Annotated in this window: 22 protein-coding genes and 2 other annotated features; of the genes, 19 read left to right on the top strand and 3 right to left on the bottom strand. The window is 28.3% G+C overall.

Features of this window, described 5'->3' with window-relative positions:
* Positions 1–2: 2 nt before the first annotated feature.
* From KMP11_RS05835 to lysS, 3 genes are all read right to left on the bottom strand, one after another.
* Positions 3–869, bottom strand: a complete 867-nt coding sequence (locus tag KMP11_RS05835; protein WP_216279688.1) for a DMT family transporter — start codon at positions 867–869, stop codon at positions 3–5.
* A gap of 62 nt (positions 870–931) precedes the next feature.
* On the bottom strand, positions 932–1,237 hold the full coding sequence (locus tag KMP11_RS05830) for a DNA topoisomerase IV (RefSeq protein WP_215756588.1): 306 nt from the start codon (positions 1,235–1,237) through the stop codon (positions 932–934).
* 113 nt (positions 1,238–1,350) lie between these two features.
* The gene (lysS, locus tag KMP11_RS05825) at positions 1,351–2,853 is read right to left on the bottom strand and encodes a lysine--tRNA ligase (protein ID WP_216279687.1); all 1,503 of its coding nucleotides are present in this window, start codon (positions 2,851–2,853) and stop codon (positions 1,351–1,353) included.
* 386 nt (positions 2,854–3,239) lie between these two features.
* Between lysS and KMP11_RS07700 the strand changes: the two genes are divergently transcribed.
* The 19 genes from KMP11_RS07700 (at position 3,240) to KMP11_RS05735 (ending at position 23,287) form a co-directional block, all read left to right on the top strand.
* Complete coding sequence (locus KMP11_RS07700) at positions 3,240–3,419, top strand: hypothetical protein (RefSeq protein ID WP_252344705.1); 180 nt, start codon at positions 3,240–3,242, stop codon at positions 3,417–3,419.
* A gap of 4 nt (positions 3,420–3,423) precedes the next feature.
* Entirely contained in the window at positions 3,424–3,813 is a 390-nt protein-coding gene (locus KMP11_RS07695; protein WP_371741377.1) for an HAD hydrolase family protein, read from the top strand.
* Between the two features lie 51 nt (positions 3,814–3,864).
* Positions 3,865–4,059, top strand: a binding site (T-box leader).
* Between the two features lie 222 nt (positions 4,060–4,281).
* Positions 4,282–5,094, top strand: coding sequence for a transporter substrate-binding domain-containing protein (locus tag KMP11_RS05815; RefSeq protein WP_215756586.1), 813 nt, complete (start codon positions 4,282–4,284; stop codon positions 5,092–5,094).
* Between the two features lie 18 nt (positions 5,095–5,112).
* Positions 5,113–5,754 (top strand): amino acid ABC transporter permease, encoded by a 642-nt coding sequence (locus KMP11_RS05810; protein ID WP_215756585.1) that lies wholly within the window; start codon positions 5,113–5,115, stop codon positions 5,752–5,754.
* Positions 5,755–5,764: 10 nt separating this feature from the next.
* Positions 5,765–6,490: an amino acid ABC transporter ATP-binding protein gene (locus tag KMP11_RS05805; RefSeq protein WP_215756584.1), complete on the top strand. Its 726-nt coding sequence runs from the start codon at positions 5,765–5,767 to the stop codon at positions 6,488–6,490.
* A gap of 149 nt (positions 6,491–6,639) precedes the next feature.
* Positions 6,640–7,164, top strand: a complete 525-nt coding sequence (locus KMP11_RS07955) for a CtsR family transcriptional regulator (RefSeq protein WP_215756583.1) — start codon at positions 6,640–6,642, stop codon at positions 7,162–7,164.
* On the top strand, positions 7,164–9,632 hold the full coding sequence (locus KMP11_RS05795; RefSeq protein WP_215756582.1) for an ATP-dependent Clp protease ATP-binding subunit: 2,469 nt from the start codon (positions 7,164–7,166) through the stop codon (positions 9,630–9,632). The genes KMP11_RS07955 and KMP11_RS05795 overlap by 1 nt, the downstream gene beginning before the upstream one ends.
* Positions 9,633–9,640: 8 nt before the next feature.
* Positions 9,641–11,026, top strand: a complete 1,386-nt coding sequence (radA, locus tag KMP11_RS05790) for a DNA repair protein RadA (RefSeq protein ID WP_216279686.1) — start codon at positions 9,641–9,643, stop codon at positions 11,024–11,026.
* 22 nt (positions 11,027–11,048) lie between these two features.
* Positions 11,049–12,131 carry a PIN/TRAM domain-containing protein gene (locus KMP11_RS05785; RefSeq protein ID WP_215756580.1) on the top strand — a complete coding sequence of 361 codons (1,083 nt, stop codon included), beginning with the start codon at positions 11,049–11,051 and terminating at the stop codon, positions 12,129–12,131.
* A gap of 61 nt (positions 12,132–12,192) precedes the next feature.
* A complete protein-coding gene (gene secG / locus KMP11_RS05780) occupies positions 12,193–12,423 on the top strand; it encodes a preprotein translocase subunit SecG (protein WP_215756579.1) in 231 nt (76 codons plus the stop codon).
* A gap of 75 nt (positions 12,424–12,498) precedes the next feature.
* Positions 12,499–14,676 (top strand): ribonuclease R, encoded by a 2,178-nt coding sequence (rnr, locus tag KMP11_RS05775; protein ID WP_216279685.1) that lies wholly within the window; start codon positions 12,499–12,501, stop codon positions 14,674–14,676.
* Between the two features lie 2 nt (positions 14,677–14,678).
* Positions 14,679–15,140 carry an SsrA-binding protein SmpB gene (smpB, locus tag KMP11_RS05770; protein ID WP_215756577.1) on the top strand — a complete coding sequence of 154 codons (462 nt, stop codon included), beginning with the start codon at positions 14,679–14,681 and terminating at the stop codon, positions 15,138–15,140.
* 304 nt (positions 15,141–15,444) lie between these two features.
* Positions 15,445–17,091, top strand: a complete 1,647-nt coding sequence (locus KMP11_RS05765) for an L-lactate permease (protein WP_215756576.1) — start codon at positions 15,445–15,447, stop codon at positions 17,089–17,091.
* Positions 17,092–17,609: 518 nt separating this feature from the next.
* The gene (rplM, locus tag KMP11_RS05760) at positions 17,610–18,047 is read left to right on the top strand and encodes a 50S ribosomal protein L13 (RefSeq protein ID WP_215756575.1); all 438 of its coding nucleotides are present in this window, start codon (positions 17,610–17,612) and stop codon (positions 18,045–18,047) included.
* Positions 18,048–18,066: 19 nt separating this feature from the next.
* The gene (gene rpsI, locus KMP11_RS05755) at positions 18,067–18,459 is read left to right on the top strand and encodes a 30S ribosomal protein S9 (protein ID WP_215756574.1); all 393 of its coding nucleotides are present in this window, start codon (positions 18,067–18,069) and stop codon (positions 18,457–18,459) included.
* A gap of 402 nt (positions 18,460–18,861) precedes the next feature.
* Positions 18,862–20,919 carry a hypothetical protein gene (locus tag KMP11_RS05750; RefSeq protein ID WP_216279684.1) on the top strand — a complete coding sequence of 686 codons (2,058 nt, stop codon included), beginning with the start codon at positions 18,862–18,864 and terminating at the stop codon, positions 20,917–20,919.
* A 312-nt stretch (positions 20,920–21,231) separates the two neighbouring features.
* Positions 21,232–21,522: a hypothetical protein gene (locus KMP11_RS05745; protein ID WP_216279683.1), complete on the top strand. Its 291-nt coding sequence runs from the start codon at positions 21,232–21,234 to the stop codon at positions 21,520–21,522.
* Positions 21,523–21,581: 59 nt separating this feature from the next.
* Positions 21,582–21,798: a binding site (T-box leader), on the top strand.
* Positions 21,799–21,909: 111 nt separating this feature from the next.
* The gene (locus tag KMP11_RS05740) at positions 21,910–22,617 is read left to right on the top strand and encodes a DNA methyltransferase (protein WP_215755692.1); all 708 of its coding nucleotides are present in this window, start codon (positions 21,910–21,912) and stop codon (positions 22,615–22,617) included.
* Positions 22,607–23,287 (top strand): hypothetical protein, encoded by a 681-nt coding sequence (locus KMP11_RS05735; protein WP_216279682.1) that lies wholly within the window; start codon positions 22,607–22,609, stop codon positions 23,285–23,287. Before KMP11_RS05740 ends, KMP11_RS05735 begins: the two co-directional genes overlap by 11 nt.
* The last annotated feature ends 4 nt before the right edge of the window (positions 23,288–23,291 follow it).

Below are 23,291 nucleotides of genomic sequence, written 5' to 3'. Positions count from 1 at the left end.
TGCTACTTTATTTTTATTTGTGCAAATAGTGATGAACCTAAAATTAATGTTGCTCCTATAATTTGGTAAAAATTTAAACTTTCTCCTAAAAAAATATAAGCAAAAAAGAGTGCTGAAATAGGGTCTACATAACTAAGAAAGGCTATATTAGTTGTTGGTAGTTTTGCTATTGCTGAAAAATATAATAAGCAAGCAAGACCAGTGTGAACTACACCAAGTATTAATAAATAAGAAATTTCAAAATTATTTTTTGGTAATTGAATAGAATCTCCATTTATAAAAATAACATAAATAGCTAAGACTAAACTTGCTACTATCATTTGAACAAAAGTAGAATTATGACCATCAATTTTTGAAATTTTTTTATTGATAATTACTAATAGAGTGTAGCCTACTGCTGAAGCTAAGCCATATACAATACCAGCATTTGCAGAAATTTCAAAAATATTTATATTTGCAACCAAGGTCATACCCAGAGTAGATAACAAAATGCAAATAGCTTTGACCAAGGGAAAACTATCTCTAAATATAAGAGGTGAGATAGCTATAACTAGAGTAGGAGTAAAATAATATAAAAGGGTTGCTATACTAATAGATGTGTAACTATAGGCTTCAAATAAAAATACCCAATTTATTCCTAGTGCAAAACCAGATAATACTAATAAAAATAAATTTCTTTGTATATCTTGCAAATTTATTTTATTTTTTGTAAAAGTGAAAAGTAATATAAAAAATATTGATGCAATAATTGTTCTGAATAATACGATATGGCTACTTGGCATATTTATATTTTTAACCAATATACCAATGCTACCAAAAATTAAGAGTGATATTATATATTTTATATAATCTATTTTTGAATAATTCATTATTTCCTCATTAATAAAAAAGACGGCAAGCCGTCTTTGAATTTATTTTTAATTTCATTTTACTATAGGTTACCGTCTGCGGCATCTTCTAACATTTTTTGATCATTAGATATACTTACTTCATCATATTCAAAATCATCTTCATCATAAGAATAATCCATTGTAAGACCAATTCCTAAAGAGTAATCAGAAAAATCATCTTCTGTTCTATCCATAATTAACTCGTTAGAGTTGTAACTTTCATCAGCATAATCAGATAAAATTTCATTTTCATAATAAATTTCGGTATTGAAGTCCTGGGAATACTCATCGTCATCAGAAAAAATGAGGTGAGGCGACTCCAAATTAGATAAGTTTGTTGTATACATATAATAATCTCCTTTTAAAATAATATATATTTTTAAAAATTATATAATAAAAAATTTTTCTAAGCAAGTAAAAAGAAAATTTTATAAAAAGAGAGGTAAGACCTCTCATAATTTTATTTGTGTTTCATATATGGGAATAATAGAACATCTCTTATTGAAGGAGCGTTAGTTAGGAGCATAACCAATCTGTCAATTCCGATACCAAGACCACCAGTAGGAGGCATTCCATATTCTAATGATTCTACAAAATCTTCGTCCATTTCATAAACTTCTTCATTACCCGCATCTTTCTCGTCCATTTGAGCAAGAAATCTTTCTTTTTGGTCGATAGGGTCATTTAATTCACTAAAGGCATTTGCGTGTTCACGTTTTACTATAAATAGTTCAAACCTGTCTGTAAATCTGCTATCTTCCTTATTTGTTTTTGCAAGTGGAGAAACTTCAACAGGGTGTCCGTATATAAATGTTGGTTGAACTAATGTTTCTTCAACAAATGTTTCAAAAAATTCATTAATAATGTGTCCAACTTTCATATCCTTGCGTGTGTGTATTCCATGTTTTTTTGCCAAGGTGTGAGCTTCTTCATCAGTAATTTTTTGCCAAAAATCAATTCCTGTTATTTCTTTTATGGCATCAACCATATGAACTCTACGCCATTTTGGAGTTAAGTCTATTAGATGCTCGCCATAAGTAATTTTAGTTGTACCGTGGATAGTCTCACAAATATAAGCTATCATATTTTCAGTTAAATCCATAATGTCATTATAGTCGGCGTATGCTTCATATAATTCAATCATTGTAAATTCTGGATTGTGTCTTGTAGAAACTCCCTCGTTACGAAATGCTCGACCAATCTCATAAACTTTTTCAAGTCCACCAACAATTAGACGTTTTAAGGGCAATTCTAATGCGATACGCATAAATAATTGCATATCTAAAGCATTGTGATGTGTAACGAATGGACGAGCTGCTGCTCCTCCAGCTATGCTGTGCATCATAGGAGTTTCAACTTCTAAATAGCCTCTTTCATTCAAATAGTTACGCATAGTTTGAATGATTTTAGAACGCAGAATAAAAGTATCTTTGCTTTCCTTATTCATTATTAAATCAACATATCTTCTACGGTATCTCTCTTCAACATCTTTTAAACCGTGAAATTTATCAGGGAGAGGTCTTAATGATTTTGTTAGTATTTGAAAACTATTAGCCTTAACTGATAATTCACCAACATTCGTTTTAAATAAAATACCTTCTATTCCGACTATATCACCAAGGTCGGCAGATTTGAAAAATTCATAATTTTCGCCAACTCTATCTTGACGAACATAAATTTGTATTTGACCACCTAAGTCTTGCACGTGGGCAAAACCAGCTTTTCCTTTACCACGCTTTGTCATAACTCTACCAGCTATAGTAACAGAAATATTTTTTTCTTCTAGTTCTCCCTTGTTAAAGTCATTAAATTTTTCAATAATTTCATTTGTTAAATGTGTTCTTACAAATTTACTTCCGAATGGGTCGATACCGTTTTTACGAATATCTTCCATTTTTTCACGGCGGACTAACATTTGGTCGTTTAAATCTTCTGTGTTTAGATTAACATTTTCTCCAGTCATTAGATAATCCTTTCTTTAATATCAAAATAATAATTTTTACATAAAGGTTATTATATCATAATTTTATATACTTTTACAAAATAAAATTTTAGAAAATGTAATATGTAGAAAAAAGAAATGTGCTATAATATTTTTATTATAAATTATAAGATTTTAGGACTAGTTATGAATAATATAAAAGTTATATTTTTTGATATTGATGGAACGCTTAGAAGTTTTAAAACTAATGAGATAAGGTCTTCTAATAAGAAATATTAAGACGACTAAAAGAGTCTTGGATAAAAATATTTTTAGCATCCAATATAGCACCAGAAAGTTTATTTGGATTAAAAGAATTACTAGAATTTTATTTTGATGCTTATATTACAATTAAAGGATAGCTATGTTTGAATAAGAATAGAGAAATAATATTTGAAAATTTTATTTCTAAAGAAGATATTAAAAATGTTTTCCCCTATATCAATAAACAAAAAATAGCTTGTGATTTTGTAAAGTTGGATAGACGCTATGTAAATATAAAAAATGACAAAGTAAAAAACTTAAAAAGATTTAGGAGAAAGTCATAAATTTATAGAAGTTGATGGCATAAACATAGCCTTAGAAAATAAAATTTGTCAGTTAAATGTTTTTGTTGATAAGGGAGAAGAAGAGCAAGAATTTTTAAAATATATGTCTTCTTCTAAATCAGTACGTTGGACAAGTTGGTTTACAGATATAATAGCAAAAGATGGTGGCAAAGATGTAGGTATAAAAAAATTAGCAGCTTATTACGGAATTGATATAAAAGAAACTATGGCTTTTGGTGATGGTGGTAATGATATGGACATGTTAAAAAGTGTAGCACTTGGTGTTGCCATGGGTAATGCTAGAGATGATGTAAAAAAAGTTGCTGACTATATTACGGATACTGTTGATAATGATGGTATAGAAAAAGCCCTAAAATATTTTAAAATAATTTAAAAATAACTTGACAAATAATTTTAAAAGGCGTATAATTGTAAGAAATTAAATATTTGTACGTTGAAGAAGAGTAGTAGTTTATTATTTGATAAAAGCGAGCTAGTGTTGATGGGAGATTAGTATTAAAAATAAATGAACGCACTTTGGAGTAAATTTTTAAAATAAATTGGTAGTTCTGCCTTAAAGAATTTGAGTGGATATATTTTATATCAATGAGAGTGGCAACGCGGGTATTTCGTCTCTTACAAATCATCTTGGTTTGTAGAGAAGTACCTGCTTTTTTAATTTATAGTTTTGAATTAGTTTTATAATTTCTAAATTCAATAATCTTAAATTCTATTTTCATATATATTTATATCAATAAGAGTGGCAACGCGGATAATTCGTCTCTTACAAGTCCATTGATTTGTAAAAGACAATTATCCCTTTTTTATTTTAAAAAGAAAAGTACAAAAATAGGAGGTTAAAATGAAAAAAATATATTTATTATTTATATCTTTTATAATTTTAATAACGTTGACAGCTTGTAGCAACAAGAGTGCTGTTAATAAATTAGATGAAATAAAAGAAAAAGGAAAGTTGAGTTTAGCAGTTTCTCCTGACTATCCCCCTTATGAATTTTATGTTGCAGAAAATGGTAGTGTAAAAATTGTTGGGGCAGATATCCAGTTGGCTCAAGAAGTTGCAAAAAAATTAGGAGTTGAATTAGAAATTGTACAATTATCTTTTGACTCTTTACTACCAGCTTTAACATCTGGACGTGTTGATATGGTTATATCAGGAATGAATCCAAACAAAGAACGCCGTCAAGTAGTAGATTTTTCTGATATTTATTATGTTAGTGGTAGTGCATTTATAGTTAGACAAGATGACAAAGATATAACTTCAATAGATGATTTAAAAACTAAAAAAATAGGGGTTCAAAAAGGAACAATTCAAGAAAAAGCCCTGCTAGATGATTTGAAAATTTCACAAGAAAATATTCAGTCTTTAGCAGATGTTCCAAGTGTGCTTCAAGATTTAATAAATAAAAATGTTGATGTAGTATTTTTGGCTGAAGATGTAAGTCAAATATCCTTAAATAAATATCCGTCATTAAAAATTAGCTCTTTCAAATTAGAAAAAGATGCAGAATTAGACGGAATGGCAATAGCCTTTAGTAAAGGAAATAATGCTGAATTAATTTCAGCTGTTAATGAAGTTATAAAGAAACAAAATTCAGAAAATATATTTGCAAAAGAGTTAGAAAAATATGCAGCACTTGCAGCAAAAATTCAATAGTTAAGGAGAATAAAATAAATGTTTAATTTTTTATCAGAATATTATCAGATGTATATAGATGCTACAATAACAACTTTAGAAGTTTCATTTTTAGCATTGATAGTAGGTTTAATTTTAGGAATATTAATTTGTATTGCAAAAATTGGCAATATAAAAATATTAAAATGGTTAGCTAGTATTTATATAGAAATTATTAGAAATACGCCAATTTTAGTACAAATAATGATTATTTATTTTGCCCTGCCAGAAATAAATATTAAACTTTCACCATTTATGTCAGCCATAGTAGCCTTGTCAATAAATTCAGCTGCCTATGTAAGTGAAATATTTAGAGCGGGAATAAATGCAATAGACAAGGGGCAAATGGAAGCTGGACGTTCTTTAGGGCTTAGTTATGGTCAAACAATGAAATTAATTATTTTACCCCAAGCATTTAAAAATTCTTTACCAGCTTTAGGAAATGAATTTATATCTCTTGTTAAAGAATCGTCAATAGTTTACTTTGTAGGTGTTGCTGATATAATGTTTGCCGCCAATGCAATTAAAAATGCAACTTATCAAACATTTGGTCCTTACTTAGTAGCGGCATTAATTTATTTCATTATAACGTCAATACTTTCACAATTTGTAAAAGCACTTGAGAAAAAATTAGATAAATAAGGAGAATATTATGTTAATAGAAGTTAAAGATTTAAAGAAAAATTTTAAAAATGTAGAAGTCCTTAAAGGAATTAATTTTAAGGTAGATAAGGGAGAAAAAGTTGTAATAATTGGTTCAAGCGGTAGTGGAAAATCGACAGCTTTAAGATGTCTTAATTTATTAGAAATATCTAGTGGTGGAGAAATATTTTATAAGGGAGAAAATATTTTAGAAAAAAATTATAATATCAACAAACACAGAAGCAAGGTAGGAATGGTATTTCAAAATTTTAATTTATTCAATAACATGACAGTATTAGAAAATATAATATTAGCTCCTAAAAATTTAGGTTTAGATACTGAAGAAAATTTGAAATTAAAAGCTGTAAAATTATTAGAAAGAGTTGGACTGCTTGATAAAAAAGATGCTTATCCAAATAGTTTATCAGGAGGACAAAAACAACGTGTTGCCATAGCTAGAGCCTTAGCAAACGAACCAGAAGTTTTATTATTTGACGAACCAACAAGTGCTTTAGATCCAGAAATGGTAAAAGAAGTTTTAGAAGTAATAAAAGAATTATCTGCTGAAGGACTTACTATGATTGTTGTAACTCACGAAATGGGATTTGCAAAAGAGGTGGCAGATAAGGTAATATTTATGGACGGTGGCTACATTGTTGAAGAAGGGAAACCAGAACAAGTATTTAATAATCCAAAAGAAGAAAGAACAAAAGAGTTTCTTAGTAAAATTTTATAATTATTCAAACAAAGAGAGAACACAGTTTTAAAACTGTGTTTTTTATATTTTATTTAAAATACAAACTAAATAAATTGGTTTGTAAAATATAAATATTTATAGTATAATTTTTTAAAAGTCAATTTTAGTCAATGAGGAGGTTTATGCCTATGAATAATATGACTGATATAATAGAGCAATATATAAAACAATTATTTTTAGAAGCAAAAGATGATTATATAACCCTAAAAAGAAGTAATGTTGCAGAAAAATTTGACTGTGTTCCCTCGCAGTTAAATTATGTAATAAAAACTAGATTCACACCCGAACATGGATTTATAATAGAAAGTAAACGTGGGGGAGGAGGCTTTATTAGAATTACAAAAATAACACTCCAGAGTGATGATTATATAGATTATTTAATAGAAACTATTGAACAAGTAGAAGCAAAAGAAATTGATTATATTAAAATATTAAAAATATTAAAAAATGAAAAATATATAGATTACTTTGACTATGAAGTTATGAATAATTCTTTATCAATATTACAAAAAAATACATTTGATACACTTCAACTTCTCGATGATATAGATATTTTGACTACAAAAAAAATAAAACTAACAATGGACAAAAATTCAAAAGAAATGTTGTTGCAATTTTTAACAAATATAAAATACAGTAAGGAGAAAAAATAATGTATATTAGATTTAATGAATCAGCTCTTATGGTTCTTACAAATGCCAAAGAAGAATCTAAAGAATTTGGTTTAAAAGCAGTTGGAACAGAACATCTATTATTAGGTATTTTAGATATGAACAACACTTTAGCTTGTAAAATTTTAAACAAGTATGGAGTTAATTATCGCGACTTTAAAAGAGATGTTGAAAAATTTTATGAAGTAGAACTTAAGGGGACAGAATTTTTCAATAATGTAATGTTACGTCTTGATTATACAACTGGAGCTGTACAAACAATAGAAAAAAGTCAAGCTTTTGCTGATAATACTAGAAGTTTTGTAGTTACCAGTGAGCATTTATTATTATCTTTATTAAATCAAAAAGAAAGCACAGCTGTTAGAATATTAAGAGATATATTAATTGTTCATGTACAAGGATTAATAGAAGATTTAGAAACTTCATTAAAACAGAATCAAGGATTATTTTCAAAATTATTTGATACCTTTAGAAATATAGAAGAACAAGAAGACACTACTTCAAAAACAAAACTTTTAAATTCTTTAGCTAAAGACTTAACAAAAGATGCAGCAGATAAAAAACTTGACCCTGTTCTTGCTCGTGATAAAGAAATTACCAGAATGATAGAAATACTGAATAGAAGAACAAAAAATAATCCTGTATTAGTTGGAGAACCTGGAGTAGGGAAAACAGCGATAGTTGAAGGTTTAGCAGAACGAATAGTATTACAAAATGTTCCGAGTAATTTAATAGGAAAACGTGTTATGGTTTTAGATATGGCAACACTACTAGCAGGAACAAAATATCGTGGAGAATTTGAAGAAAGATTAAAAAATATTCTTAAAGAAATAGAAGAAGCTGGGAATATAATTTTATTTATTGATGAAATTCACACTATAATCGGAGCTGGAGGCTCAGAAGGTAGTGCTGACGCTTCTAATATTTTAAAACCTGCCTTATCGAGAGGATTAATTCAAGTTGTAGGAGCAACAACCATAGAAGAATATCGTAAATATTTTGAAAAAGATGCAGCCTTAGAAAGAAGATTCCAACCTATCAAGGTAGAAGAACCAAAAAATGAAGATACAATAGATATTCTAAAAGGATTGCGTCATAAGTACGAAGAACATCATAATGTAGAAATAACTGATTCAGCTATTGAAGCAGCGGTTAAATTGAGTAGCAGACATGTTACAGATAGATTTTTACCAGACAAGGCAATAGATTTAATTGATGAGGCAAGTTCTAAAGTTAAACTACGCAACTACAAATCACCAGAAGAATTGAAGCAATATGAAGAAGAATTAAATGCTTTAAATATAGAAAAAGATAATGCAGTATCTAATCAAGAATTTGAAATAGCGGCTAAGAAAAGAGATGAAATAAATTCTGTTGTAAGTAAAATAGAAAAATTTAAGGCAATATGGCAAGATAATCTAGCAAAACACAAAATTCAAATTACAGATGAACACATTGCAGAAGTTCTTGCAGCTTGGACAGGCATACCTGTTACAAAATTAACGCAAACAGAAAGTGAAAAATTATTAAATCTTGAAGAAATTTTGCATAAGAGAGTTGTTGGTCAAGATGAAGCAGTTGTAAGTTTAGCAAAATCAGTGCGACGAGCAAGGAGTGGATTTAAAGATGAAAATAGACCGATAGGGAGTTTTATCTTCTTAGGGCCTACTGGTGTAGGTAAAACAGAATTAGCAAAAAGTTTATCAGAGGCTCTATTTGGTTCGGAAGATAATATGATAAGAATTGATATGAGTGAATATATGGAGCCTCATTCAATAAGTCGTCTTATAGGAACTCCCCCTGGATATGTTGGTTATGATGATGCTGGCCAATTATCTGAACAAGTTCGTCAAAAACCTTATTCAGTAGTTTTATTTGATGAAATAGAAAAAGCTCATCCATCAATTTTTAATATTTTACTACAAGTCTTAGATGACGGAAGATTAACTGATAGCAACGGCAGACTTATTGACTTTAGAAATACAATTATAATAATGACTTCAAATGTGGGTGTTAATGAACTTAAAGACCAAAAATTTGTAGGTTTTGCAGGTAGTGAATCGATTAAAAATGATTACAAAAATATCCAAAATACAATGATGGAAGCATTAAAAAAACAATACAGACCAGAGTTTTTAAATCGTATTGATGATATAGTAGTCTTCAAATCTTTAGAAAAGGAAGAACTTGAAAAAATATCTTTATTGATGATAGAAGGTTTATCAAAACGACTTAAAGATAAAGATATTGAAATCAAATTAACTAGAAAAGCCCTTGATAAAATTATTGAAGATGGTAGTATCAAAGAATACGGAGCTAGACCTCTAAGAAGAAGTTTACAAAAAAATATTGAAGATTTACTAAGTGAAGAAATATTAAAAAATCCTGACTTGTCAGGGGCAGTAAATATAGATTATAAAAAAAATAAATTTGTTGTTAAACAAAAATAGGAATTGATATGGCAAAAAAAATTTCAACAAAATATGAATGTGATGCGTGTGGTTATCAAAGTATAAAATATTTAGGAAAATGCCCCAACTGTAATAAATGGGGCTCTATGGAAGAAGTAAAAGAAGTAAAAATCAGCGATAAGCACAGAACATATATGCCAGAAGAAAATTCTAAGGCAACTGTTGCGGTAGAAAAATTAAAAAATATTTCAACACAAGATGTACCTAGAACTCTAACTGATAGCAATGAATTAAATAGAGTTTTAGGTGGTGGAATTGTCCCAGGTTCACTTATATTGATAGGGGGAGATCCAGGTATAGGCAAATCAACCTTATTACTACAAATTTCATCTTATCTTGCTGATAAATCTGATGTCGTATATGTTTCTGGTGAAGAATCTGTAAGGCAGGTAAAGGTTCGTGCCGATAGAATGAAAGTTAGTACGGATGAATTATATGTCTATTCACAAACTGACTTAAATCTTATATATGAAATAATAAAAAAAATAAAACCAAAATTTTTAGTTATTGATTCTATACAAACAGTCTATAATCCAAATTTAGAAAATTCTCCTGGTAGTATCACCCAAGTTCGTGAGTGTACACAACAACTTATGAAAATTGCTAAAAATTTAAATATAGCAATATTTATAGTTGGGCATGTAACAAAAGAAGGAACGATAGCTGGACCTAAAATGTTAGAACACATGGTAGATACAGTTTTATACTTTGAAGGAGAAGAACACCACTTTTATAGAATTTTAAGAGCAGTAAAAAATCGTTTTGGCTCTACCAACGAACTTGGAATTTTTGAAATGCAAAGTTCTGGTTTAGTAGATATGGATAATCCTTCCCAAATATTTTTAGAAGAGAGAAGCAAGGAACTATCTGGTGCTTCTATAGTAGGAATTATGGAGGGGACTAGACCACTTTTAGTAGAGATACAATCATTAACTACACCTACAGCCTTTAATAATCCTAGAAGAATTTCATCAGGTTTGGAATATAATAAACTGGTACTGCTTATGGCAGTGTTAGAAAAAAAGGCGGCTTATCTACTGCAACAACAAGATGTTTATGTAAAAGTTGCAGGAGGAGTAAAAATAGATGACCCAGCTGTAGACTTAGGAGTTTTAGTAGCAGTAGCATCTAGTTTTAAAGATGTAGCAATAAATATGTATGATTGTTTTATAGGAGAAGTAGGTCTTACAGGAGAAATAAGGAGAGTCAGTAGAATAGAACAACGTATTGCTGAAGCTAAAAAACATGGTTTTAAAAGAATATTTGTTCCATACGGTAACAAAAAAGGTATAGAATTTCCAAGTGATGTGGAAATTCTACCTATAAGAAATATTAATGAATGTTTAGATATAATATTTAAAAATACATTTTAGTAAGTTATAAAGGAGGAAAAATATGCTAAGAAAAATTATAATAATAATATCTGGTTTAATAGGTATAACAATAGGGACACTTTCAGCTAATGCACTTATTAACAATAATATTTTTAATGATATTTTTAACAATACCATTCTTAGAATTATCACTATAACTGTTATTACACTGATTTTTATTTTAATGTCTTTATTATTTTCTGGTACATTAGTAGCAGTATTAAAAAGTGCTGAAGATAAAATAGCAAAAATTCCAATGTCAAAAGTTGTTTTTACAACTCTGGGTTTAATTTTAGGTCTATTAGTCGCAACTTTACTAACAACAGCAACGGTTTCAATAGTTTCTATATCTTGGTTAGCATCTATAATATCAGCATTTTTCTATGTGATCTTTGGTTATTTAGGATTTATTATAGGATATAGAAGAAGTACAGAGGTACTTAATATATTTATTTCAAAATTAATTACGCAAAAGCCAAAAAATGAAAAAAAATTATCTAAAAATATAGGTTTTTTAGATAAAGTAGTAGATACAAGTGCCTTAATAGATTCTCGCATACACGACATAGCCAAGACAGGATTTTTAGAAGGAAAAATAATTGTAACAGAATTTGTTTTAAAGGAATTACAATTAATTTCGGATTCAGAAGACCCACTAAAAAGAGCCAAGGGAAGGTTGGGACTTGATTGTGTTGAATATTTACAAAATATCAAAGAAATTGAATTACTTGTAGATAATTCATATAAGTATAAAGAACATTCACCAGTAGATGATTTATTAATTACTTATGCACATAAATATAATTGTGCAATCATAACAACAGACTACAATTTAAACAAGATAGCAACGGTACAATCAATAAGAGTATTAAATGTTAATGACTTATCGAATGCAGTCAAGCCAATTTTAAGTTCTGGAGAAAAAATTAATGTTCATATTCAACGTGAAGGAAAAGAAAATAATCAGGGTGTAGCCTATACAGATGACGGAACTATGATAGTAGTAGAAAATGGTAAAGAACATTTAGGAAAAAATATCGATGTTGAAGTTCAAAGTATTTTACAAACATCCTCTGGTAGAATTATATTTACAAAAATTATATAGTTGATTTTAAAGAAAATTTATGTTACTATATATTCTGTGTAAATAGGTAGGAGGAAGACTTATGCATACTTTTTTAATCGCATTATCAATAATAAGTAGCATTTTAATTATAATAGTTGTAATGTTACAAGAAAGTAAGTCAGGCGGTTTATCTGGGCTTACAGGTGGAGCAGAAGAATTATTTGGAAAACAAAAAGTAAGGGGAGTGGAATTAGTTTTACAGAGAATAACAGTAGTTCTTGCTTTTATTTTTTTCGTATCATTACTTTGCCTTACTTGGTTTAATATTTAAATATTATATTAAAAAGACCCAAAATGCTAATACATTTTGGGTTTTTCTTTTGCAGAAATATCAAGGAGATTATTCATGAAAGAAAAAATTATACAATTATTCAAAGAATACAAAATTTTAGATATAGAAAAAATCAAAGAAAAATTATACATAGAAGATTCAAAAAGTTTTGTAGACCTAATTAAAAATATAGAAGAACTTACAAGAAAAAAATTAATTATCCAAATAAAAAATGAAAAATTTATTTATACAGCAGAATCTTTAAATTTAGTTGGTACAATAAAAGTAAATACAAATGGTTTTGCATTTGTTTATTGTGATGAATTATTAGGAGAAGTTTATATATCTAAAAATTTTTTAAATTCGTCTATGACTGACGATAAAGTAGAAATAAAAATTGATAATTTTTATAGTGGCGATAAAAATTTAGAAGGAAAAGTAGTTAATATTTTAGAAAGAAATACAAAATACACAGTTGGAACATTAATAAAAGCAAAATTATTTTCTTATGTAAAAAGTGACGATAAGAATATAAATAAATACATTAAGATAAAAGATAATAATATTAAAAATTTAGATGAGGGTTCTAAAGTTTTAGTAGAAATAACAAATTATTCTAAGGAAAATATTGACGAACATCAAGGTCTTATAATTAAATATATAGGCCATAAAGATGAACCTGGAATAGATATATTGTCGACAGTTTACAAACACCAAATTCCTGTTGATTTTCCCGTAGAAATAAATGAGGAATTGGACAAAATAAAAGATGATGTAGAATTAGATAATAAATATATAGATTGTAGAGATGAATTAGTTGTTACCATAGACGGAGAAGATTCAAAAGATTTAGATGATGCAATTTCTGTTAAAAAAATAAGTAAGGGTTATAAACTTAAAGTTTTTATAGCAGATGTTAGTAAATATGTAACTGAAGAAAGTTTTTTAGATAAGGAAGCGCAAAATAGGGGTTGTAGTGTTTATCTTCTAGATAGAGTTATACCCATGTTACCTAGAAAATTGTCTAACGGTATTTGTTCTTTGAATCCAAATGTAGATAGATATACTATTTGTTGTGAAATTATTTTTAATGATAATGCTGATGTTGAAAATTATGATATTTATCCAGCCCTTATAAATTCAAAAGGTAGATTAACTTATAATAAGGTAAATGAAACATACGAAAATATTGAAGATAGCTTGCTAGAGTATAAAAAATATATTTCTATGTTAAATGTAGCTCTTGAATTATCAAAGAAAATTAGAAATAATAGAGAAAAAAGAGGAGCTATAGATTTTGACAAGGCAGAATCAAAAATCATAGTAGATGAAATGGGCAAAGTTCAAGATGTGATTTTACGAGAGAGGGGACAAGCAGAAAAAATGATTGAAGACTTCATGCTTAGTGCTAATGAAGTTATAGCTGAACATTTTTACTGGTTAGAAACGCCTTTTATTTATAGAATACATGAAGAACCTAAAATTGAAAAATTAAGACAATTTTTTGACTTAGCTACAAGTTTTGGATATAGGGAAAAAAAACTTAATATAAAAGAAATAGAGCCCTATGTTCTAGCTAATATGCTAGAAAAATTTAGGGGTAAAAATGTTGAACAGATGCTATCAACTATTTTACTTAGAACTATGAACCAAGCAAGGTATTCGAGTATAAATACAGGACATTTTGCCCTTTCTGCTAAATACTATACTCACTTCACATCGCCAATAAGACGCTATCCTGATTTACTAGTTCATAGAATGATAAGAAGTTATATTTTCAATGGAGATATTAGTTCTAACAACAAAGAACATTTTGAAAAAATTCTTCCTGAATTAGCCCAAAAAAGCTCCTTATGTGAGAAAAGGGCAGTAGACTGCGAAAGAGAAGTAGAGAGAATAAAAAAATGTGAATATATGTTAAATCACCAAGACCAAGTATATGACGGTATAATATCTTCGGTTACTAGGTTTGGCGTTTTTGTAACTTTAGCAAATATGATTGAAGGATTATGTCATATAAAATCTCTGGCATCTGATTATTTTGAATTTGACGAAAAAAATATTATGCTAATTGGTAGACGAACAAGTAAAATATACAGAATAGGCGATAGGGTAGGGGTTAAGGTTGAGAATGTTGATTTAGAAAATCAAAATATAGATTTTAAAATTATAAGGCACACAGAATTTTACAAAAAGAAAAAGAAAAATATAAAAACAAAAACAAAAATAAAAACAAAAAGAAAGAGAACATAGCCATGTCAGAAATAAAAATAATAGCCAGTAACAAAAAAGCTAATCATGATTATTTTATAGAAGATACATTTGAAGCTGGAATGGCACTTACTGGAACTGAGATAAAATCTATAAGAAGATGCAGAATAAATTTAAAAGATTCTTATTGCCAAGTAAGAAATGGAGAAGTATTTGCTTACAATATTTATATTTCGCATTTTGAAGAAGGAAATAGATTTAATCATGAACCACTTAGAGTAAGAAAATTACTTTTAAAGAAAAAACAAATATCTATATTATCAGAAAATCAATCTATTTTAGGTGTTAGCATAATTCCTCTAAAACTTTATATAAAAAATGGTTATGCAAAATTATTAATAGGCCTAGCAAAGGGTAAAAAAAATTACGATAAGCGTAATAGTTTAAAGAAAAAAGAAGCAAGTAGAGAAATAAATCGAGTTTTAAAGGAAAAACAAAAATATTAAATAAAAAACTTTTAATGAGAAAAATCATTAAAAGTTTTTTTATTATTTTAAAATATTTTTTGAAATGATTTTTTATATAAAATTTTAAAGAATAGTAACAATAATAATAACAATCTAATAGTTATTGATACATTATAATTAAAATTATTAATATAATAATTTTTTATTGTTATAATATAATTTAAAAATATATAAAATAATAAATATTAAAAAAAATTATAAAAACGCTTTACAAAAAATAAAAACTATTGTAAAATGTAAACATAAATTAAACGTATCCAAAAAAATTAAGGAGGAAAAATCCATGGATAAATTTACACAGTTATTACAGCCAGTAGCAGATAATATTTATATCTCTGCATTAGTAGCACTTATACCTATTGTTTATTACTTAGTAGCGTTGGCTGGATTTAAATTAAAAGCTTGGGTTACAGGCTTAACAACTTTAATAGTAGCAATAGTTATAGCTATTGTATTCTTCAAAATGCCAGCAGGTTTTGCTGTTATGTCATCACTACAAGGTATAGTTTATGGTATTATACCTATTGGTTGGATAATTTTGACATCAGTATTCCTTTATAAGATGACGGTAAAAACTGGACACTTTAACATAATACGAGACAGTGTTACTTCATTAACAGATGATCGTAGAATACAAGCATTACTTATTGCATTCTCATTCGGGGCCTTCTTAGAAGGAGCCGCAGGATTTGGAGCACCAGTTGCTATTACAGCAGCTTTATTAGTAGGTTTAGGATTTAAACCTTTGTATGCGGCTGGTATCTGTCTTTTAGCTAATACTGCACCAGTTGCTTTCGGAGCTGTTGGTGTTCCCGTAACTGCTATAGGTAACTTAACTACTTATGCTGATGGTAGTCCTATTCCAGCAACTGATATAGCTAGAATGATTGGACATCAATTACCTTTAGTTTCTATATTCATACCATTTTACTTAGTATTTGTAATGGCAGGATTTAAAAAAACAATTGAAATTTTGCCAGCACTGTTAGTTTCAGGCGGTTCTTTTGCTTTGGCACAATTTCTAAGTGCTAGTTTTATGGGACCTGAATTACCAGATATTGTTTCATCTTTATTTTCATTAATCTGTACAGTTATACTACTTAAATTCTGGAAGCCGAAGACTACTTGGAAGTTTTCAGATGAACCAAAACAAAGTATAACTCAGGTTAAACACTCTAATAAAGATATATTTATAGCTTGGGCACCTTTTGTAGTGCTTGTATTTACTATCTTTGTTTGGACTTTAGCACCTGTTAAAGCATTCTTTAAAAATTTTGTATTGCATCCAGCGGTACCATTAATTCATAATAATATTATTAACTCTGTATCACACAAGGCTGTTGCGGCAGAGTTTAAACTTGATATTCTAGGAGCGACTGGGACTGCAATATTAACAGCGGCTATAATCGGTAAGTTTATTATAAAAATTTCTTGGAAAGATACTTTTGCTACATTTGTTGAAACATTTAGAGAAATTAGATTAGCCTTATTAACAATTTGTTTCGTAGTAGGATTTGCCTATGTTATGAATGCTTCTGGTATGACTAATACTTTAGGAAGTGCCTTAGCAGCAACAGGAAAAGCATTTGCTTTCTTCTCAGCAGCTTTAGGTTGGACAGGGGTATTTATAACAGGTTCAGATACTTCAGCAAACTTACTATTTGCAAAATTACAACAAGTTACAGCACAACAAACAGGTATGGATCCATTATTAGCTGTGGCGGCTAACGCTTCTGGTGGTGTAACAGGTAAAATGATTTCGCCACAATCAATCGCAGTTGCAGCGGCATCTGTTGGTCTTGTAGGTAAAGAACCAGAAATACTAAGATTTACTGTTAAACACAGTATAATTTTACTATTAATGGTTTGTTGCTTAGTATACTTACAATCAACTGGACTATTAAGCTGGATGATACCAGTTCACCCATAAAATTAAATTTTTAGTACTAGCTAGAATTTTCGGGCTAGTATTTTTTTATTAAGATAATTTATTAAAATTTATATTTTACATTTTAAAAAATAAATTATTAATTGAATGTGATTTTAAAGTTTTAATAATGTAAAAATTAATATTTAAAAATTTTTAAAAATTATCAATTCAAATGTTTAATTAAAAAATTTAAAGTTAATTTGTTTTTGTAATTAAATAATATTAAAATCAATATTGAAAAATTTATTTATTAAACGTTAAGTAAAAAATATTAAAATAAAAATCTAGTAAATTAATATTATATATTTTAAAAAAATTTCTAGTTTTAATCTTTTAAATTAATTTTGAATAAAAAAATAAATTCTTGAAAATACTTAAAATATCTAACTTTCTTTGTTGACATTTACTATTAAATAATGTATCATAACTAGTGATATTGTTTATATATCTTCACGAGTAAGCCCCGGAAAACTTAGTCGTTACGACAGATTAAAAACAACATCTTAGGAGGAATTGACATGCGTCAAACTTATATGGCTAAGCCATCAACTGTAGAAAAAAAATGGTATGTTATAGATGCTGAAGGACAAACTTTAGGTCGTTTATCATCAGAAGTTGCATCAATACTTAGAGGTAAACATAAACCTACTTATACACCTCATATTGATACTGGAGATAATGTTATAATTATCAATGCTGAAAAAGTTGTGTTAACTGGTAGAAAATTAACTGATAAAATTTACCGTCGCCACACAATGCACCCAGGTGGATTAAAAGAAAGAACTGCTGGTATTATGTTAGAAAAATATCCAGAAGAACTTTTAGAATTATCTATTAAAGGTATGCTACCAAAAAATACTTTGGGTAGAGCACAAGGAATGAAACTTCACGTTTATCGTGGAGCAGAACATCCGCATGCAGCACAAAAACCAGAAAAATATGAATTACGTGGATAATTAGGAGGAAAATATTAATATGGCACAAGTAGAATACCGCGGTACAGGACGCCGTAAAAGTTCAGTAGCACGTGTAAGATTAGTACCAGGAACTGGGAAAGTAACTATCAACGATAGAGAAATGCGTGAATACTTACCATTAGAATCTTTAGTATTAGATTTAATGCAACCATTTGAAAAAACATCAACTACAGGAAACTATGACGTATTAGTTAACGTTCATGGTGGAGGATATACAGGTCAAGCTCAAGCAATTCGTCACGGAGTAGCTCGTGCTTTGTTGGAAGTAAACCCAGAATATCGTAAAGATTTAAAACCAGCTGGTTTACTAACTCGTGACCCTCGTATGAAAGAACGTAAAAAATATGGTCTTAAAGGTGCACGTCGTGCCCCACAATTTTCAAAACGTTAATATTACGTTAAATAAAACACCACATTGAAATACAATGTGGTGTTTTATTTTTGTATATAGAATTTAGTGTAATCCACACTAAATATTTTTTATTTTTGTGAAAATTATATTTAGAAAGTTTTAAGAAATAAAAAGTAAGTACTGAATAAACTAATTTCATAAAAACAAGTCAAGTAATAAAAACAAGATTTATTAGAAAAGTAAATAAAATATAAAAAATACTATTTGAATTTAATAATATATTAATCAGTTTATGTTTGCTAAAAAGTTTTATATCTTTGTTTTTTAAAAATAGCAATAAATTTTAAGTTAAAAAATAGTTATAAAAACATTTGCAAAAAACCATAAAAAATGCTATGATAAAATTAGGAATAAAAATATAAACATATAGGGAGAACGATTATGAAAAAATACACACTAAGGAAAATAGGAAAAAGATTGCTGCCAGTAGTATTTGCTACTGTATTAACAACTGGGGTGGCAATTACTAACCAAGTAAACGCACAAGATAATTTGTCAGAAGAAAAGGCACAAGAAAATACAGTGCCAACTAGAGAAGAAGTAAATAAACTAGAGGCAGAAAACAATCAAGCACAAGAAGACTATAATAAACAAGCAGAAAAAACAAATAGGGCCAAAGAAGAATATGATAAGACTAAAGAAGAACTTGATAAAGCTAATAGGGAATTAGAAGAAGCAAGCAAGTTAAAAGAAGAGTCAAAACCTGAAAATATAGACAAAACAAAACAAGAAGTAATAGCTAAAGAACAAGAAAAGCAAGTAGCACAAAAACAATTAACAAAAAAACAAGCAGAAGAAACAAAAAAACAAGAAGCATTAGACAAGCAAAAAGAAATATCAGCAGATAAAGAAAAATTAGTAGAAATAAAAAAGGCTGATGTAGCTGTGGCTCAAAAGGATGCAGAAAAAGCCCAAAGAGATTTAGACAATGCAAATCCTAGTCAAACAATAATTAATTATAATGAAGCCAATAAAAATGTGCAAAAAGCAGAATCGAAAATAGTCGAGGCTGCACAAAACCTAGAAAAAGCAAAAGAATTTGATAGAGAAAGACCAGAAAAAATAAAGAAAGCCCAAGTGGATTTTGATGCTAAGGATGTAGCTTTAAAACATGTTGAGAAAGATAAAAAAATACTTACAGATAAATATAAGGAAATAATGTCTCAATATGGTAACCAAAATACTGCAGAAGCAAAATCAAAAGTAGAACAGGCAGAAATTGCTAAAAAATTTATAGAAGAATTATACGAAAAAGGTTATGAAGCAAAAGTAAAAGCTAAAAAAGTTTTTGAAGAGGCTACAAATGAGCCAGAAAGAACACCGCAAGCCCATGCAGAAGTAGAAAAAGCAGTAGAAGAAGCTGAACAAGCTAAAAAAATCTTACTTAAAGCAAAAGAAAAATATGATAATATAGATGAAAATACAAGAAGTAAAAATGAGGCTTTAGAAAAGGCTAAGCAAGTTTTAGACTTAGAAAAACAACTATTAGAAACAGCCCAAACCCAACTAGAAACAAAGAAAAAAGAAGAAGCAAAGAAAGCAAAAGAGCTAGAAAAAGCAAAAACAGAAGTAGCAAAAACACAAAAACAAATAGAAGAAATAACTAAACTAATACAAGAAAAACAAAACTATGTAGAAAAACTAAAAAACGCCCAAGAAATACTAACAAAAGCCCAAGCAACACAAAAACAAGCCCAAGAAAAAGAAAAACAAGCCCAAGCAAAATACAACAAAGAAAAACAAGAACTAGACAAACTACAAGAAAAACTAGACAAGATAGAAGGCAAATACGAAAGAGCCCTAAAAGCCTACCTAGAAAGCCAAAAAAGACAAGAAGAAAATAAAAACAAAGAAGAAAAAGACACAGAAGTAAAAGCCCAACTAAAAAACAAAGAAATAACAGTAGACTTCAAAGAAAAAATAGGAGAAGGCTATGAACTAAGAACAGAACAAATAGAAGACAAAAAACTAACAGACCAAGTAAAAGAAAAACTAGCAACAAACGATATAAAAATCTACGATCTAAGCATATATAAAGAAGGGCAAGAAACAAAACTAAATGGACAAAGAACAGTAAAAATAGTAATAACAGAATATGCAGACAAAGAAGTAAAAGTATACCACCTAAAAGACAGTGGAGACCTAGAAGAACTAGCATCAAAAAACAACCAAGGAGAAATAACATTCCAAACAAACCACTTTAGCAAATTTGTAATAGCAGCCCAAGAAAAAATGAAACAAGCAGAAAAAACAAACAAAAAAGAAGAAACAAACAAAGAAGAAAAAACAACAAATAAAGAAAAACAAAAAGCAGACAAAAAAGCCCAAACAAAAGCCAAAAAACTAACAAAAACAGGACTAGAAAACACAAGCTCTATAGGAATAGGCCTATTTATGTTAGTAGGAACAATACTACTAGCAAGAAGACAACAAAAATAAAAAAATAAAAAGAACTAGATTGATTTCTAGTTCTTTTTCTATAAGGAAAATACAAACAACAAAACATTTTCAAGAAAAAGAAGATCATTAAAACAATAAACTTTATTGACTTAGGACATAGAGGTTTAATATTATAGAATTAGTAAATAGAAAAAACATGTTAAGCCTGACAGTAGAAGATATGAAACAATGTTTTACTATGAAAGAAGCTACTTATACTTGCAAAAAAGCCTTGTCTATGTATTAAAATGTTGCTAATATACCTATAGAAGAAATATAAATAATAAAAAATATAAAGGTCAAACTCTTTATATGCCAGGTTTGACTAGCGGTGAAATAGAAAGTCAAGTAGGTAAATTTGAAATAGCAGCCTCTGACAAATTTTTAAAGGAAGCTATAGGTGCCGTAAATTCAGAAAAAGTAGTTATAAAATTTACTGGAGAGCTTGGAGAATTAATTAATAAAAAAATTTCAGGAAGAAAATCACAAAATGAAATTACACTTTTTAAAACAGTAGGCAGTGCAGTATTAGATTTAGTTGTGGCAGAACTTATTTTAGAAAAAGCAAAAAATTCGAAGATAGGTATGCAAGTAGAAATTTAATTTATTATTCTTGAATTAAAATAATAATTATGATATTATAATAAAGTATTTTAAAAATATAAAATGCGATGAGCCGATAAGTAGGAGTTTTGCGTACCTAGGATACAGAAAAGAAATTGGTGGTTGAGAGATTTCTCCTAAGCAAACTTTGAAGTAGACGGTGAGCATCTTAGATGAAATTTGCAGTAGTCTTGGACGTGTTAGAGCGATAATCTAATAGAGAGCTAACTTATGCGTTAGAAAAAAGGTGGTACCACGGAGTAATTCGTCCTTTTGGATAATTTGCTAGGTTACCAAAAAAAAGATAATATATATAAAACTTAGTGAACAGTAGTTTACTAAGTTTTTTTATTTATAAAATATTTAGGAAAGGGGAAATGTATTTTTATGAATGAAATTTTTGATGATGTAGAAAAAATTAAATCATTCAATAAGGAAAAATTTTTAAATAAAAAAAATAAAATGAATGGATTAGATTTGTTAGAATTAGTAGAAGATGAAACTTTAAAAATAATTTTTTTTGACCCTCAGTACAGGGGGATTTTAGATAAAATGTCTTATGGAAATGAAGGTGTTAGTAGAGGGAAAGTTCGTTCTGAATTACCTCAGATGACTGATGATATAATTGAAAAATTTATAATAAATATAGATAGAGTCTTACTACCTAACGGTTATTTATTTTTATGGGTTGATAAATTTCATTTAGTCGAAGGAATAAAAAAATGGTTTTTAAATGTTAAGAAATTACATACAGTAGATATGATAACTTGGGATAAGAAAAAAATAGGTATGGGATATCGCTCAAGAAGAAGAAGTGAATATTTAATTGTTATCCAAAAAGAACCTAAAAAAGCTAAATCAACTTGGAAATTACATAATATACCAGATGTATGGGAAGAAAAAATAATAAAAAGTCATGCTCACTCTAAACCAATAGAATTACAAAAAAATTTAATACTTGCAACAACGGAAGAAAATGATATTGTAGGAGATTTTGCAGCTGGTGGATATTCTGTTTTTACTGCTTGTAAGGATACTAATAGAAATTTTTTAGGTTGTGATATAATTTATGGAGATGAAACAAATGAAAATTAGAAATGCAAAAGGACGAACAGACGGTAATTCGGGTTATACTAGAACTTTGGGAAATGAAGAATTAGGAAAATTAATATCAAAAGTACAGGCGACAGTTATCTCCAATGGAACTGAATTAGAAAGAATTATAGTAGATAAATCTAACAAAATAGAAGATATAGATTATTTTATAGAGCAAGCGATTATTTCTAGTATAGATAATGGCGTATATTTATGTACTAAAAAAGTTTTTAAAAAATCTAAAAAATATTCAGCTCCACTTAGAGATAAAGAACCAGATTTATTGATATTTATAGTAGAAAATAATAGAATTTGTAAAGTTATAGAACTAAAAGATGGTGATGCTTTTGATACTAAAAAATCTAGGGCAGAAAAAGAAAATTTAGAAGAATTTTCAATGAAGTTTGGAGCAAAAATACCTTTTGCAACAGATTATTATATATGCAGTTTTAACCAAGAAAATAAAGATGTTATAAAATCAGGATTTAAGGGAGTTTTCGATGAAGAACACATAATGACAGGTAGGGAATTATGTGAATTATTAAAAATAGATTATGAAGAAATAATAAATAAAAGAAAAAATGATATGGAAGATAATTTTGAATATTTTATAGATGAATTAATCAAAATATCCGAAGTAGTAGAAACTTTAAAAATGAAATTAAAATAAAGGA

This window comes from Gemella sp. zg-570 (genome assembly GCF_018866345.1).
Classification (GTDB): domain Bacteria; phylum Bacillota; class Bacilli; order Staphylococcales; family Gemellaceae; genus Gemelliphila.
Note: the sequence above shows the minus strand (reverse complement) of the source record. Positions and strands in the feature narration are given on the sequence as shown.